14 protein-coding genes are annotated in these 15,437 nt (G+C 71.7%); 10 read left to right on the forward strand and 4 right to left on the reverse strand.

Annotated elements, in window-relative coordinates; genetic code table 11:
• The first annotated feature begins 37 nt into the window (after positions 1-37).
• A complete protein-coding gene (locus tag JOD54_RS26750) occupies positions 38-637 on the forward strand; it encodes an alpha-ketoglutarate-dependent dioxygenase AlkB (protein ID WP_204454409.1) in 600 nt (199 codons plus the stop codon).
• Positions 638-1,149: 512 nt separating this feature from the next.
• Complete coding sequence (locus JOD54_RS26755) at positions 1,150-1,437, forward strand: hypothetical protein (RefSeq protein WP_204454415.1); 288 nt, start codon at positions 1,150-1,152, stop codon at positions 1,435-1,437.
• A 22-nt stretch (positions 1,438-1,459) separates the two neighbouring features.
• On the opposite strand, the gene JOD54_RS26760 is transcribed toward JOD54_RS26755, so the two are convergent.
• Positions 1,460-2,080: a hypothetical protein gene (locus JOD54_RS26760; RefSeq protein WP_204454419.1), complete on the reverse strand. Its 621-nt coding sequence runs from the start codon at positions 2,078-2,080 to the stop codon at positions 1,460-1,462.
• A 191-nt stretch (positions 2,081-2,271) separates the two neighbouring features.
• Between JOD54_RS26760 and JOD54_RS26765 the strand changes: the two genes are divergently transcribed.
• From JOD54_RS26765 to JOD54_RS26795, 7 genes are all read left to right on the forward strand, one after another.
• Complete coding sequence (locus tag JOD54_RS26765) at positions 2,272-3,006, forward strand: response regulator transcription factor (RefSeq protein WP_275592688.1); 735 nt, start codon at positions 2,272-2,274, stop codon at positions 3,004-3,006.
• On the forward strand, positions 2,984-4,474 hold the full coding sequence (locus JOD54_RS26770) for a sensor histidine kinase (RefSeq protein WP_204454421.1): 1,491 nt from the start codon (positions 2,984-2,986) through the stop codon (positions 4,472-4,474). The genes JOD54_RS26765 and JOD54_RS26770 overlap by 23 nt, the downstream gene beginning before the upstream one ends.
• 471 nt (positions 4,475-4,945) lie before the next feature.
• Positions 4,946-5,311 carry a hypothetical protein gene (locus tag JOD54_RS26775; RefSeq protein ID WP_204454423.1) on the forward strand — a complete coding sequence of 122 codons (366 nt, stop codon included), beginning with the start codon at positions 4,946-4,948 and terminating at the stop codon, positions 5,309-5,311.
• An 81-nt stretch (positions 5,312-5,392) separates the two neighbouring features.
• Positions 5,393-7,234 carry an ArnT family glycosyltransferase gene (locus JOD54_RS26780; RefSeq protein WP_204454426.1) on the forward strand — a complete coding sequence of 614 codons (1,842 nt, stop codon included), beginning with the start codon at positions 5,393-5,395 and terminating at the stop codon, positions 7,232-7,234.
• 100 nt (positions 7,235-7,334) lie between these two features.
• Positions 7,335-8,609 (forward strand): bifunctional glycosyltransferase family 2/GtrA family protein, encoded by a 1,275-nt coding sequence (locus JOD54_RS26785; protein ID WP_204456643.1) that lies wholly within the window; start codon positions 7,335-7,337, stop codon positions 8,607-8,609.
• Positions 8,606-10,459: an ArnT family glycosyltransferase gene (locus tag JOD54_RS26790; protein WP_372440344.1), complete on the forward strand. Its 1,854-nt coding sequence runs from the start codon at positions 8,606-8,608 to the stop codon at positions 10,457-10,459. Before JOD54_RS26785 ends, JOD54_RS26790 begins: the two co-directional genes overlap by 4 nt.
• Before the next feature lie 133 nt (positions 10,460-10,592).
• On the forward strand, positions 10,593-10,979 hold the full coding sequence (locus tag JOD54_RS26795; RefSeq protein ID WP_204454428.1) for an STAS domain-containing protein: 387 nt from the start codon (positions 10,593-10,595) through the stop codon (positions 10,977-10,979).
• A gap of 7 nt (positions 10,980-10,986) precedes the next feature.
• Here JOD54_RS26795 and JOD54_RS26800 read toward each other — a convergent pair whose 3' ends face one another.
• Positions 10,987-11,631, reverse strand: coding sequence for a phosphoribosyltransferase (locus JOD54_RS26800; protein WP_204454431.1), 645 nt, complete (start codon positions 11,629-11,631; stop codon positions 10,987-10,989).
• Positions 11,632-11,756: 125 nt separating this feature from the next.
• Between JOD54_RS26800 and JOD54_RS26805 the strand changes: the two genes are divergently transcribed.
• A complete protein-coding gene (locus JOD54_RS26805; RefSeq protein ID WP_204454433.1) occupies positions 11,757-12,032 on the forward strand; it encodes a GlsB/YeaQ/YmgE family stress response membrane protein in 276 nt (91 codons plus the stop codon).
• 84 nt (positions 12,033-12,116) lie between these two features.
• On the opposite strand, the gene JOD54_RS26810 is transcribed toward JOD54_RS26805, so the two are convergent.
• Together JOD54_RS26810 and nudC are read right to left on the reverse strand one after the other, a co-directional pair.
• Entirely contained in the window at positions 12,117-14,333 is a 2,217-nt protein-coding gene (locus tag JOD54_RS26810; protein ID WP_239573520.1) for an MMPL family transporter, read from the reverse strand.
• Positions 14,334-14,487: 154 nt separating this feature from the next.
• Positions 14,488-15,330: an NAD(+) diphosphatase gene (nudC, locus tag JOD54_RS26815; protein ID WP_204454435.1), complete on the reverse strand. Its 843-nt coding sequence runs from the start codon at positions 15,328-15,330 to the stop codon at positions 14,488-14,490.
• Positions 15,331-15,437 lie beyond the last annotated feature (107 nt).

The following is a 15,437-nucleotide window of genomic DNA, read 5'->3' on the forward strand; positions in this document are numbered from 1 at the left end:
CGGCGGAGGTGAACACGCGTTCGACTAGGGTGGTGGCATGTTCCAGACCTCGTTGCTGGAGCCCACTCCCGGCGTGGGCCCGTTGAGCACCGCGCACCGCGTCCCGCTCGGCGGCGGGGCGTGGGTGGACGTGCTGCCCGGGTGGTTGCACGGCGCGGACGGGCTGTTCGCGACGCTGACCGATGACGTGCCGTGGGTGGCCGAGCAGCGCCAGATGTACGACTCGGTGGTGGATGTGCCGCGGCTGCTCGCCTTCTACAAGGAGGGGGCGGCGCTGCCGGACCCGCTGTTGGACGAGGCGCGCGACGCGCTGTCGGCCCACTACGAGAACCGGTTCGTGACCGCGGGCCTGTGCCTCTACCGCGACGGCCGCGACAGCGTCGCGTGGCACGGCGACCGCATCGGCCGGGGGTCCTATGAGGACACCCACGTCGCCATCGTCTCCCTCGGCGCGACCCGCTCCCTGCTGCTGCGCCCCCGCGCCGGCGGACCCTCCCGGCGGTTTCCGCTGGCGCACGGGGACCTGCTGGTGATGGGCGGTTCGTGCCAGCGGACCTGGGACCACGCCATCCCCAAGACAACCCGGCCGACGGGGCCGCGGATCAGCGTGCAATTCCGGCCGCGGGACGTCCTGTGAGCCGGGTCCCGAACTGAGCAGCCCCCGATATACAGCTTACCGGGCAACGCCGACAGGAGAGGGCGAGCGGCGGCGGGGCTGTGGACAACTCGGGGTCGCGCGGGACGGAGGCTCCGGCGGCGCGGGAACCCGCCGGCGGCGCGGGAACCCGCCGGCGGCGCGGGCAGACAACTCCAGACAGCGGGGCGGGGATCCTTTCGCGGAACGGATTCACCGGGGACCCGGGGCGCGCGGGCGGACAACCGCGTGCTGAGCGGAGCGGGAATCGCCGGGACTCGGAGCGGCGGGCACACGCTGGGCTGGCGCCTGCGCCGAGACCGGTGCCGGGTGCCGGGTGCCGGGTGCCGGGTGCCGGGTGCCGGGTGCCGGGTGCCGGGTGCCGGGACAACGGTCCGCGACGGCCTCGACACAGAGCGCTCGACACCGCCCGCCCACCGCCGGTATCTTGATAGCGGATACTGGCTACGACGGAGCTGGACCGAGCTACTGGACCGAGCGAGGAGTGCGCGGGCATGGACGCTGGCGATGTCGGGCGGTTGTTGTTCGGGCGGCCGAGCAGGTTGCGGTTGGCGCTGTGGATCCACACCCACGCCGGGCCCCGGTTCTTCCAGTCGGAGCCGCCGAAGACGGTGATCGCGCAGAGCGCGTGCGGGGTCGAGCTGACCAGGTTGGTGGACCTGGGGATGCTGACCGAGCACCGGGAACCGGCGAACCGGCGGGTGTACTACGAGCGGACCCGCAGTCCACTGTGGACCATCATCACCGCGGCGGCCAAGGTGGTGGACCCGGTCGACAAGTAGCCGGGTCCACCGCGGCCGGGCATCACTGGGTCGGCGGGGCTCCTTCCGGCGCGCCGCCGTCGGTGCTGTCCTCGCGGCGGGGCGGGACGCCCTGCTGGCCGTCGGTGCCGCCCTGGCCCATGCCGGGGCCGCCGGTGGTGCCGCGTTCGGTGATCGCGGTGGCCGTGGCGGTGTCGCCGGACTCGGTCGCGATGATGGTGACCGTGTCGCCCTGCTCGATGGCCTGGCGGACGGTGTTGGCGTCGATCGTGTAGGTCTTGGTGTAGCCGTCGGTGCTCTTGGCGGTGACGGAGGCGTCGTCGATGGCGGTGACTTCCCCGACCTGCAGGAGCCGGGTGCCGTACTTCCCGTCGCTCTCGGACACGGTGAACTCGCCGTGCAGCGCGTTGCCCAGGGCGCTCGCTCCCCCGCCGCGGCCGCCCATGCCGCCACCGCCCATGCCCCCGCCGGGACCGCCCCGGCCGCCGCCGGTGGCGTTGTCGGCGGTGGCCCCGCTGGCGGCGTACACCGCGAACCCGCCCGCGGTGGCGATGCCGACGGCCACCACACCCGCCGCGGCGGTCTTCTTCCACGACCAACGCGGTTGCGCGCGCTCGGCCACCGGGGCGCCCCAGGTGGGCTCGGGGGTCGGCTGCTCGGTCATGCTGTCCTCCTGGATCCCTCCGCGGTCGGCTGACCGGCGGTAGCACCAACGATCGCGATCAACCCTGTGCGCGCGCTGTGCGGCGGGTGGGCGTGACCTATGACCCGCGGCTCGTCGAGAGGGAAACGGACACAGCTGGTACACAGGGTGGGCACAGCCTCAGCCCATCCCCAGCCCGCACGATCGGGGGCATGACCGTGAACACCACGTCCCGTCCGGAACTGCGCAGGCCAGACGGAGCGCCTGTGCGGGTGCTCGTCGTGGACGACGAGCCGACGCTGGCGGAGCTGGTGACGCTGGCGCTGCGCTACGAGGGCTGGGACGTGCGCAGCGCGCTGGACGGCTCCAGCGCGGTGCGGGTGGCCAGGGAGTTCAAGCCGGACGCCGTGGTGCTCGACGTGATGCTGCCCGACTTCGACGGCCTCGAGGTGCTGCGCCGGATGCGCGCGGAGGTCGACTCGCTGCCGGTGCTGTTCCTGACCGCGAAGGACTCGGTGGAGGACCGCATCGCCGGGCTCACCGCGGGCGGCGACGACTACGTGACCAAGCCGTTCAGCGTCGAGGAGGTCGTGCTGCGGCTGCGCGCGCTGATGCGCCGCACCGGGGTGACCGAGGCGGGCGGCGGGTCGGCGCTGGTGGTCGGTGACCTGACCCTGGACGAGGACACCCGCGAGGTGTTCCGCGGCGGCGAGGCGGTGCTGCTGACCGCGACCGAGTTCGAGCTGCTGCGGTTCCTGATGCGCAACCCGCGCCGGGTGCTGAGCAAGACGCAGATCCTCGACCGGGTGTGGAACTACGACTTCGGCGGCCAGGCCAACATCGTCGAGCTCTACATCTCGTACCTGCGCAAGAAGATCGACGCGGGGCGCGAGCCGATGATCCACACGATGCGGGGCGCGGGTTATGTCCTCAAGCCCGCGGGATAAGCCGCGCTGGACGATGTCCCTGCGCGCCAGGCTGATCGCCGAGCAGTTGGTGCTGCTGGGCTTGATGCTGGTGATCGCGGGCGTGGTCACGGTGTTCGGCCTGCGCGCGTACCTGGTCGGCCAGCTCGACACCCGGCTGGCCGACTCCAGCCAGCGCGCCGCCGACTTCCTCGGCGGGGGCGGTCCGCCGCCCAACATGCGCGACCGGGCACCGGACGACAACCGGAAGGGGCCGTTCCAGGACTCGGGGACGATCAACGCCGCCCTCGCCAACGGCGTGGTGCTCTCCGCGGAGCGGCAGACCACCGCGGGTCGGGTGGCGGTCTCGACCTCCCTCGACTCGACCCTGGTCGCCCTGCCCGTGGACGGGACCCCGCGCGACCGCGACCTCGGCGAGCTGGGCCGGTACCGGTTGGTGGCGGTGAACACCAAGAGCGGTGTGGTGGCGGTGATCGGGCTGCCGCTGGCGGCGGTCGAGGAGACGCTGTGGACGACGGGGCTGGTGCTCGGCGGGGTCTCGTTGATCGGGCTCACCATCGCGGGCGTGGTCGGGGTGCTGATCGTGCGCCGGACGTTGCGGCCGTTGGACCGGATGGCGGCGACCGCGCGCCGGGTCGCGGAGTTGCCGCTGGACCGGGGTGAGGTGGCGCTGTCGGTGCGGGTCCCGGCGGCGGACACCGATCCGCGCACCGAGGTCGGGCAGGTCGGGTCGGCGCTCAACCGGATGCTCGGGCACATCGGCGCCGCGCTGAGCGCCCGGCACGCCAGCGAGACCAGGGTGCGCCAGTTCGTCGCCGACGCCAGCCACGAACTGCGCACCCCGCTGGCCGCGATCCGCGGCTACGCCGAACTGGCCCGCCGCCGCGGCGACGAGGTGCCGCCGGACGTGGCGCACGCGGTGTCGCGGGTGGAGTCCGAGGCGCGGCGGATGACGACGCTGGTCGAGGACCTGCTGTTGTTGGCCCGCCTGGACTCCGGCCGTCCGTTGCTCTATGAAACGGTCGACCTGTCCCGGCTGGTGCTGGACACGGTGGGCGACAACAAGGTCGCGGGCCCCCAGCACAACTGGCGGCTGGAACTGCCAGAGGAACCGGTGCTCGCGGTCGGCGACCAGGCGCGGCTGCACCAGGTCCTGGCGAACCTGCTGGCCAACGGCCGCACCCACACCCCGGCAGGCACCACGATCACGGTGTCCCTGCGGGTCGACGGCCCGGAAGCCGTCCTGTCGGTCGCCGACGACGGCCCCGGCATCCCGGCCGACCTGCTCCCCGAGGTCTTCGAACGGTTCGCCCGCGGCGACGAGTCGCGCTCACGCGCCCAGGGCAGCACCGGCTTGGGCCTGGCCATCGTGTCGGCCGTGGTCGCCGCGCACCACGGAACGGTTGACGTGCACAGCCAACCGGGCCGAACGGTGTTCACCGTGAAGATCCCCGCCGCCCGCGCCACCGGGGACGCCGACCAGGGCTGATCACCGACTGCCGCAGGGCCCGACACCGGAGGCGTTCGGACGACGCACCACGGGACAGATGAGAAGGCAAACCCAGCCGAACGGTGTTCACGTGAAGATCCCCGGCTGCCCGCGCCACCGGGGATGTCGACCACGGGTGATCACCCCTCCGGCAGACAACCGGCTTCCGAGGTGCTCGAACAGCCTGCGGCGAACAACGTTGCGCGTACAACGCAACACCGCGGTGGGCCGACCGAGTTGTGCGGGCGCCCGGGGTGGGCGTGCCGATCGCCGGTGATCACCCGCGAACCCATGGCGTTGACAATCGGCTCCGGGCCGGGGTTCCTGAGGTGTTCGAGTTCCTTTCCTGCAGCGACAATTTGGGCTTGCAGGAAAGGACACGGGTGATCAACCCGATCGGGTGCCTTTCCACCGATCACCCCGCCGCTCCGTCAACATTTCCGGGGAGTTGTTCTGGCGGAAGGAGTGGTGGTGAAGGGTTTTCACCAGATGGCGGCGGCCGTGGTGGTCGCCGGGATGGCGATGGTCTCGGTGGTTCCCGAGGCGGCGGCGGCGACCGGGATCTTCCTGTACTACGAGCCCGACGGCGGCCTGGGGATCGTGGACCCCGATGACGACTGGTGCTATCCGCTCGGGTTCACCGTGCGGCACCTGGACAACGACACCAACCGCACGGCTCTGCTGTTCGACAACAACGACTGCCTCGGCCTGCCGTCGGCGACGATGCGGCCGCGCACCATGCGGGACTCCCCCGGGTACGTGTCGGTGGTGTTCCACCGCACCTCCAACACCCGTTGCGTCACGGTGAAGGACGACGGCGACCGGCACTGCAACTGACGCGGGCGCCCACCGGCACGGCACAGCTGACGCACAGGTGCCGCACATGGTGGCCCCAGTGCGCTCCCCGACCGTGGGGGCATGACTCTCGTCGCTGACCGACCGGTGGCCGTCACCGCCCCGGGCACCACGGGTTCTCCGTGGCCGCGAAGGATTTCCATCGCCGCATTGCTCTTGGGCACTGCTGTGCTCTACCTGTGGGACCTGGGTGCTTCCGGCTGGGCCAACGCGTACTACTCGGCGGCCGCGCAGGCGGGTGGGCAGAGCTGGTCGGCGTGGTTCTTCGCGGCCACGGACAGCGCGGGCGGGATCACGGTCGACAAGACCCCGGCCGCGGTGTGGGTGATGGGCTTGTCGGTGCGGGTGTTCGGGCTCAGCTCGTGGAGCGTGCTCGTCCCGCAGGCGTTGGCCGGTGTCGGCTCCGTGTGGCTGCTGTACGCGGCGGTGAAGCGGTGGTCGGGGCACCACGCGGGGCTGATCTCCGGGGCCGCGTTGGCGCTGACTCCCGTGGCGGCGTTGATGTTCCGGTTCAACAACCCGGACGCCCTGCTCGTGCTCCTGCTCACCGCGGCCGCTTACGCCACCGTGCGGGCGATCGAGAAGGCCAGCGTTCGGTGGCTGGTGTTCGCCGGTGCGTTGGTCGGCTTCGGTTTCCTCACCAAGATGTTGCAGGCGTTCCTCGTCCTGCCCGCGTTCGGCTTGGCCTACCTGATCGCCGCACCGACTTCGGTGAAACGGCGGATCGCCCACCTTTTCGCCGCTGTCGCCGCCGTTGCGGTGGCGGGTGGTTGGTGGGTGGCGGTCGTGGAACTGATCCCGTCCGGCAGCAGGCCCTACATCGGTGGTTCGCAGAACGACAGCGTCCTCGAACTCACCTTGGGCTACAACGGTTTGGGCAGGTTGACCGGCGACGAGGTGGGCAGTGTCGGCGGCGGCGCCGGGTGGGGTTCGTCGGGCTGGTCGCGGCTGTTCGGCAGTGAGATGGGCAGTGAGGTGGCGTGGTTGCTGCCCGCCGCGCTGCTGGCGCTGGTCGCGGTCGTCTGGTTCACCCGCCGCGCCAATCGGACCGACCGGACGAGGGCCGCGGCGCTGGTGTGGGGTCTGTGGCTGGTCGTCACGGGTGTGGTGTTCAGCCTGATGGACGGGATCATCCACCCGTACTACGCCGTCGCCCTCGCGCCTGCTGCAGGTGCGCTGTTCGGGATCGGAGCGGTGACCGCGTGGCGGAACCGGACCGATCCCGTGGCGATAGGGCTGTTGGCATCGGGGATAGCGGTGACAACGGTGGAGGCGTGGCTGTTGTTGTCGCGGGAGAGCGACGACTGGCTGCCGTGGCTGCGGCCGCTGGTGCTCGTCGGTGGGCTCGCCGCTGCCGTCGCCGTGGTGTTCGTCCCCGCGCTGCCGCGGGCCGCAGGGCGCGCCATCGCCGTGTTCGCACTGGTGGTCACCCTGATCGCGCCAGGGATGTATTCCGTGGCAACGGCAGCGCAATCGCATTCCGGCGCACTGCCTTCGGTGGGTCCGTCGACGCAAGGCGGACCAGGTGGGCGTGGCGGTGGCGGCATGGGTGGCCTGCTCGGCGCGCCCACCCCGAGCACCGAGCTGGCAAGCCTGCTGGCCGCCGACGCGCAGGACTACACCTGGGCCGCGGCGGTCGTGGGCTCCAACAACGCGGCCGGGTACCAGTTGGGCTCCGGGGTGCCCGTGCTCGCAGTGGGCGGGTTCAACGGCACGGATCCCGCTCCTACCCTGGCCGAGTTCCAGCGGCTGGTCGCAGGCGGTGAAATCCACTGGTTCATCGGCGCGACGCTGATGCGCGGTGAGTCCGGCAGCGATGACGCCCACCGGATCGCCGAGTGGGTGGCGCAGAACTACACCGCCACCTCGGTCGGCGGGGTCACCGTCTACGACGTGAGCCGTTGAGATGCCGACCACTCCCGCTGTTCGCACAGCCACGGCACAGGGTCGGCACACCGCCCACCCAGCACCGCGCCCGATCGTCAACGGTATGACCCCCACTGAGATGGCGGCCCGCGACCTCGACGTCGACTCGGCCATTCCGCAGCAGGCAGGCCGCGCCCCGGTGCGCACCTCAGGACCGGCCCCGGTGCTCGACGTCGTCGTCCCGGTGCACAACGAGGAGCGCGACCTGGAGCCGTGCGTGCGCAGGCTGCACGCGCATCTGCGCGCGCACTTCCCGTACCGGTTCCGGATCACCGTGGCCGACAACGCCAGCACCGACGGCACGTGGGCGGTGGCCGAGTCCCTCGCGGGCGCGCTGCCGGGGGTGCGCGCGGTGCGGCTGGAGCAGAAGGGCCGCGGCCGGGCGCTGCACACGACCTGGCTGGGGTCGGACGCCGAGGTGCTCGCCTACATGGACGTGGACCTGTCCACCGACCTCAACGCGCTCTCGCCGCTGGTGGCCCCGCTCATCTCCGGGCACTCGGACGTGGCGATCGGTTCCCGGCTCGCCCGCGGCGCCCGGGTGGTGCGCGGCCCGAAGCGCGAGCTGATCTCCCGCGCCTACAACCTGCTGCTGCGCGGCACCCTCGCGGTGCGCTTCTCCGATGCCCAGTGCGGGTTCAAGGCCATCCGCGCGGACGTCGCCAGGGCCGTGCTGCCGCACGTGGCCGACACCGGGTGGTTCTTCGACACGGAACTGCTGGTGCTGTCGCAGCGGGCCGGTCTGCGCATCCACGAGGTCCCGGTCGACTGGGTCGACGACCCGGACAGCCGCGTCGACATCGTGGCCACCGCGCTGGCCGACCTGCGCGGCATCGCCCGCCTCGGCCGCGGCCTGGCCACCGGGAGCCTGCCGGTCGCCAGGCTGCGCGCCGAGCTCGGCCGCGGCGCGATCAGCACCGACCCGCCGGGTGTCCCGCGTGGACTGTTGCGCCAGGTGGTGCGCTTCGCCGCCGTCGGGGTGGTCAGCACGCTGGCCTACCTGGTGCTGTACCTGCTGATGCGCGGTCAGGTCGGTCCGCAGGCGGCGAACCTGGTGGCGTTGCTGCTGACCGCGGTCGGCAACACGGCGGCCAACCGGCGGCTGACGTTCGGCGTGCGCGGGTCCAGTGGTGTTGCGCGGCACCAGTTCCAGGGTCTGGTCGTGTTCGCGCTCGGGCTCGGCCTGACCAGCGGCGCGTTGGCGCTGCTGCACGGGTTGACCGCGCCGAGCAGGCTCACGGAGGTGACCGTGCTGGTCGCGGCGAACCTCCTGGCCACCGTGCTGCGGTTCCTGTTGTTGCGCGGCTGGGTCTTCCGCCGCCCCGTCGAGCCCGTCCTGGAAGGCACCCTGTGAGCACCGCAACCGCGACCGCGATCGCCACCCCGACCACGAACCCGACCACCGCGACAGCAACGCGACAGCGCCCCAGGTGGGAACTTCCCTCCTCCCTGGCACTTCTCGTCGCCACCGCCGTGCTGTACCTGTGGGACCTCAGCGCCTCCGGTATGGGCAACCAGTTCTACGCGGCCGCCGCGCAGGCGGGGACGCAGGACTGGAAGGCGTTGTTCTTCGGCTCGCTCGACGCGGGCAACGCGATCACCGTCGACAAGCCCCCGGCGGCGCTGTGGCTGATGGGGCTTTCCGGAAGGCTTTTCGGGTTCTCGTCGTTCAGCATGCTGTTGCCGCAAGCGTTGGCGGGCATCGCGTCGGTGTGGTTGCTCTACCGCGCGGTGCGCCGCTGGTCGGGACCGGGCGCTGGACTGCTGGCGGGTGCGGGACTCGCGTTGACCCCGGTCGCGGCACTGATGTTCAAGTTCAACAACCCGGACGCTTTGCTGGTCCTGCTGCTGGTCGCGGGCGCGTACTGCACCGTGCGCGCGGTGGAGAAGGCCGGTGTGACGTGGCTGGTGCTGGCCGGATCCGCGATCGGTTTCGGCTTTCTCACCAAGATGCTGCAGGCTTTCCTGGTCCTGCCCGCGTTCGCGCTCGTCTACCTGCTCGCCGCGCCGACGAGCCCGCTGCGCCGCTGGTTGCACCTGCTGGCCGCGAGTGTGGCCGTGGTGGTCTCCGCCGGGTGGTACGTGCTGGTCGCCGACCTCTGGCCCGCGGCTTCGCGGCCCTACATCGGCGGGTCCACCGACAACACGGTGCTGGACCTGGCCCTGGGCTACAACGGTCTCGGTCGGATCTTCGGCGGTGACGGCAACGGCGGTGGTGGTGGCGGGGGCGGCGGCAACACCGGCTTCGGCGGTGAGACCGGACTGTTGCGGATGTTCGGCGCCGCGTTCGGCCCCGAGGTGTCGTGGCTGCTGCCCGCCGCGTTGATCGGTCTGGTCGCCGGGCTGTGGTTCACCCGCCGGGCGCCGCGCACCGACCGGACCAGGGCCGGGTTGCTGCTGTGGGGCGGCTGGACGGTGGTGACCGCGCTGGTGTTCAGCTACATGCAGGGCACCGTCCACCCCTACTACGCGATCGCCCTCGCACCGGGCATCGTCGGCACCGCGGCGATCGCGGCGCGCGAGTTGTGGCGCGGCAAGGGCCACCTGCCCGCGCGAATCGTCCTCGCGTCCATGGTCGCCGTCACCGCGGGCTGGTCGTTCGTGCTGTTGGGCTGGGACAGCTCGTGGTTGCCTTGGCTGCGCTGGGTCGTCGCGATCACCGGCGTGCTGGCGGCCGCGGCGATCGCGGTCGGCGCGCACGCCTTCCGCAAGGCCGCTGTGCCGGTGGCGGTCCTGGCGCTGGTCGCGAGTCTGGGTGCGACGGCGATGTACACGGTGGCCACCGCCGCGACCGCGCACACCGGGTCGATCCCGCTGTCGGGCCCGTCTTCGCAGAGCAGCGGCATGGGCGGCGGGATGGGCGGTGGCGGCACGGTCAGCGATGAGTTGGTCGCCGCCCTGCAAGCCACGTCCGGGCGTTGGGCGGCGGCGAGCACGGGGTCGCAGGGCGCGGCGCGGCTGCAGTTGGCCAGCGGGCGGCCGGTGATGGCGATCGGCGGGTTCACCGGGAGCGACCCGGCGCCCACGCTCGCGCAGTTCCAGGCGTACGTCGAGTCCGGACAGGTCCGGTACTACATCGGCGAGAGCGGCGGCATGGGCGGCGGTCGGGGCGGCGGCGAGATCGCGACTTGGGTACAGGAGAACTTCGCCCAGGTCACGATTGGCGGTCAGACGGTGTACGACCTCGCGTCGCCGCTGTCCTGACCCCGGCTGGGGTCTTTGGACCTGGGACAGCGACGACGAGCCCGCGTAGGCTCGGCGTCCACTCGGTTCCGATGCCACGGGGAGGGGTTTGCCGTGCTCGCGCAGACGAGCCCCTCCCAGCACCGGCGAGGCGGTGGCGGCCATCACTGACCACGCCGTACCGCCCAGCACCGACCGGCAGCCCAGCCGCGACGGGGTGGTCCCGCGCCAGGGCGGCCCCGCCCGGCTCAGCGGTCACGCGGACCTGCGCAGCCGCCCCGACTTCGAGCAGCTGCTCGTGGCGCTGTGCAGGCAGGCCACCGGCGATGTCCACTTGGACCTCGCCGAACTGGACTTCATCGACGTGTCCGGTGTGATCACCCTGCTGCGGGTGGCCGACACCCTGCCGGGGCCCAGCAGGCTGATCCTGCGCAACCCCCCCGCATCCATGCGCCGAATCCTGCAACTGCTCGGCCCCGCCGTCACCAAAGCAGGCATCATCGTCGACAGCCCCGACCTCGAACGCCCCGGGCCACGCTGAAGCCGGATCAGGCGCCTGCGAGGAGGTGGCGAACCTCGGCGTCGTCGACCTGGGTGAAGTCGGTGTACCAGCGGCCGACGGAGGTGAGGTCGTCCGGGGTCAGCGGGCAGACGACGTCGTCGGCGATGTCGGTGAGGCGGTCGAGGACGGCGGCGGGGGCGACCGGGACGGCGAGGACGACCTCGTCGGCGCCGAGGTCGCGGACCACGCGGACGGCGGCCTCGACGGTCGAGCCGGTGGCGACGCCGTCGTCGACGACCACGGCGGTGCGGCCGCGCAGGGAGCGGGGTTCGGTGCCGCCGCGCAGGCGCCGGGACCGGTCGGCCAGTTCGGTCTTGACCTCGGCGACGGTGTCGGCGACGTCCGACCAGGACAGTTCCAGCAGGGCCAGTACCGGCTCCGCGCGGACCTCGACCCAGTCCGCGCCCTGCCTGCCCTCGCCCACCGCGCCGACGGCCAGCTCGGTGGCACCCGGCGCGCCCACCTTCCCGACCAGGACAACGTCGAGCTCGGCGCCGAGCAGCGCGGCGACCTCCGCGGCCACCGGCACACCGCCGCGCGGCAGGCCGAGGACGACCGGGTTGCGGTCCCGCAGGTGTTCGAGTTGCGCGCCGAGCACCTGCCCGGCGTGTGCGCGGTCGGCGTAATGCATACGACCAGTGTGCGACACGCCACGTCAGCTCGCCGGACGACGACTTTCGGCCGGGCGTGAATGACTCGCGCCCGGGGCGGGTACTTCACCGGCAAGACCCCACCGAGCGAGTCAAGGGAGCGGACATGACGGTCACCGGCATCTTCACCGCGCTGATCATCGGTTTGATCATCGGCGCACTGGGGCGCTTGGTGGTTCCCGGCAAGCAGTCGATCCCGATCTGGCTGACCATCGTGGTCGGTATCGCCGCTGCCTTCCTGGGCACCGCGCTGGCCAACGCGGTCGGCGTCGGCACCACCGCTGGCGTGGACTGGATCGAGATCATCTTCCAGATCGGCCTCGCCGCGATCGGGGTCGCGCTGGTGTCCGGGTTCTACGGGCGCAGTCACGTGCACCGCTAAGACCGGTGGCGTGACGGGCAGGGATGCACAGGGGAAGGCCCCCGACCGGGCGACCGGTCGGGGGCCTTTGTGCCTCTGCCGGGGTCAGCCGACCGGGTCGAGCTGGCGGGTCTGCTCGGCGTCGGTCTCGGCGGGGACCGGGCGGCGCGAGCGCAGCATCGCGGGCACCCACCAGTTGCGCTCACCGAGCACGCCCATCAGCGCGGGCAGCACGACCGCCCGGATGATGGTGGCGTCGAGCAGGATGGCGGTGGCCAGGCCGACGCCCATCTGCTTCATGTCGATCGTGCTCAGCGTGGCGAAGATGGAGAACACGCCGACCATGACCGCCGCGGCGCTGGTGACCACGCCCGCCGAGGACGTGATGCCCTTGGCGATCGCCGCCCGGGTGTCCAAACCGGACTCCTTCGCCTCGCGGATGCGGCTGACGACGAACACGTGGTAGTCCATCGACAGTCCGAACAGGACGACGAAGAGCATCAGCGGCAGCCAGGCGACGATGCCGCCGGTGGAGGTGAACCCGAGCAGGCCCTCGGCCCAGGTGCTCTGGAACACCAGCACCAGCACGCCGTAGGCGGCCCCGGCGGAGAGCATGTTGAGCGCGATGGACGACAGCGCGATCAGCGGGGCGCGGAAGGTCCAGGTCATGATGATGAAGGTCAGCAGCAGCACGATCGCGATGACCCAGGGCAGCGACTCGTTCATCGAGTCGACGAAGTCGTTCTCCCCCGCGGTCTGCCCGCTGACGGCGAACTCGGCGCCTGAGACGGAGCCGACGGTCTGCGGCAGGGCCACCGTGCGCAGCCAGGTCAGCGAGGCGTCGGCCTCCTGGCTGGCCGCCGAGGACGAGATGGGGGCGCTGAGCAGGAACACCCGGCCGTCGGCGGAGCGCATGACCTCGATGTCGCGCTCGTGGGCGAAGCCGGGGTCGGCCTTGATCCGGTCGGTGAGCGCGGTGACCGCGGTGGCGGTCTGCTCGACCTTGTCCGCCGGTGCCCGCACGCCGACCGCGTGGGTGGCCCCGGTGCTGGGGAACGCGGCGGTCATCCGGTCGTAGGACTGCATGATCGGGATGCTGCGGGGCAGGTCGGCGTCCGACGGCGAGTTCAGCTTCATGCCCAGCGCCGGGATGGCCAGCGCGACCAGGGCGAGACCGGCGACGGTGAGGGTGATGGCCGGGCGGCGCAGCGAGGGCCGCAGGATGGCCTTCCAGACCCGGGGCTCGCCGCCGCGGGCGGAGAGCCGCCACACGAACGGGACCCGGGGCTTGTCGATCCAGCGGCCCAGCTTGGCCAGCATCGCGGGCAGCACGGTGATGGACCCGATGACCGCGGCCAGCACCACCAGGATCGAGCCGATGGCCATCGAGGTGAAGATGGCGTCGTTGGCGACGAACATGCCCGCCATGGCGACCACGACGGCGAACCCGGAGACCACGATGGCGTGCCCGGAGGTGGCCGCGGCCATCTCCACGGCGTCGAGGTGGGTGCGGCCCTTGGCGCGTTCCTCCCGTTCGCGCCGGACGTAGAACAGCGAGTAGTCGACGCCGACGGCCATGCCGATCAGCAGGATCATGCTCGAGGTGTTGTCCGAGGCCGGGATCAGCTGCGAGGCCAGCGCGGACAGGCCCATCGCGGCGCCGACGGCCGAGAGCGCCAGCAGCACCGGGATGCCCGCGGCGATGACCGCGCCGAAGGCCACCAGCATGATGATCAGGGTCACCGGGATGCTGATCAGCTCGGCCTTGGCGAAGTCGTCGCCGAGCGCGGTCGAGAGCGCCTTGTTCAGCGACTCGCCGCCGACCTGCTCGACCCGCAGGTCGGGGTGGGCCGCCTGCACCGCGGCGGTGGCGTCGAGCAGCGGCTGGAGGCGCTCGTCGGCGGTCTTGCGGTCACCGGCGATGTCGATGCTGACCAGGACCGCGTCCCCCTTGGGCGACGGGAACGGCTCGGCGACGTCACCGACCTCCTTGAGCCCGGACATCCTGGTCCGCACCTCGTCGGCCACCTCCGTCGCGGCGGCCTGGTCGAGGGCGCCGGAGCGGGCCGTGATCAGCACGTTCTCGGTCGCCGGGCGGGTGAAGCCCGCGTCGTCGACCATCTTCTGGTAGACGGCGAGCTCGCCCTTGGCGTTGTCGTCGAAGTCGGTGGTCTTGGTGCCGACCAGGTTGCCGACGCCGATGCACACCGCGACGAACACCACCCACGCGGTGATCGCCCGCCACGGGTGCTCGGCGCTCCACCGCGCGATCCGCACCGTCGCCATCGGTCTTGCCTGCTTGTCCCCTGCCGTGCTGGCCATGCTCGAGATCCCCCCGCTTACCGGAATGGAGTCCTGCTTCGTTGGGCAGAACAGTGTCAGCGCGGGGAGCGCGGCGAATCAGGAGTCGTCCCGGATCTTGTCCCCCGGAAGCACCCCTAGGGGTGACCGGGGTCACCGGGAAGCGTTGCGCCGGTTAGGAACCGACCAGCCAGCGGTCCACAAGGTACGACTCCACCGAGTCGGGCCGCCGGTCACCGAGCGCGGCCACCTCGGCACGGGTGAACCAGCGCGCCTCGTCGAGTTCGTCGCGGTCGACGGCGATGTCCGGCGACAGCGCGACCGCGCGGAAACCGAGCATCAGTCCGGATGGGAACGGCCAGGCCTGCGACGCGAGGTAGTGCACGGCCCCGACGGCGACCCCGGACTCCTCGGCGACCTCGCGGCGCACCGCGTCCTCCAGGCTCTCGCCGACCTCGACGAACCCGGCCAGGGTGGAGAACCCGCTGGCGCCGCGGTGGCGGCCGAGCAGGCAGCAGTCACCGTGCTCGACCAGGACGATGATCGCCGGTTCGATGCGCGGGAACAGGAGTTTGCCGCAGCCGGTGCACTCGCGGACGTGGCCACCGTTCGTGTCGCGCGCCTGCGCGCCGCAAGCGCCGCAGAACCGCTGGTTGCGCCGCCAGTGCAGCAGCCCGCGGGCGTAGGCGAGGCGGGTGGCGTCCTCTGGGCCGAGGTCGGCGAACAGCGCGCGGGTGTCGGCGGTGCCGTCGGCGGAGACAGCGGCGACGGCGACCGATTCGTCCATTTCGGACAGGTCCTGCGCGAAGAAGCCGGTGTCGCCGTCGAGGCCGAGGAAGACTGCGTCGGCGGCGGGTGGGGCGTGCAGCGGTCGGCCGTCGCGGACCAGGATCCGGTCGCGCCAGAACACCAGCGCGGCGCCTGCCGGTCGCAGACCGTCGAGCCACGCGGCGTCACCGCGTCGCGCACCAGCCCGGTCCAAGGTCAAGCCGCTATAAGGCAGGACAGAGTTCTCCACGTTGAGCCTCCATCGGTGGTTCTCCCCCCACCCTGTCACGCTCGCGCGGCGCGGGCCAGGGAGATGGTGGACACCTCTGGTGACCCGGTAGTAACTTCCGGTTCGGC

It is taken from the genome of Actinokineospora baliensis (assembly GCF_016907695.1).
Taxonomy (GTDB): domain Bacteria; phylum Actinomycetota; class Actinomycetes; order Mycobacteriales; family Pseudonocardiaceae; genus Actinokineospora; species Actinokineospora baliensis.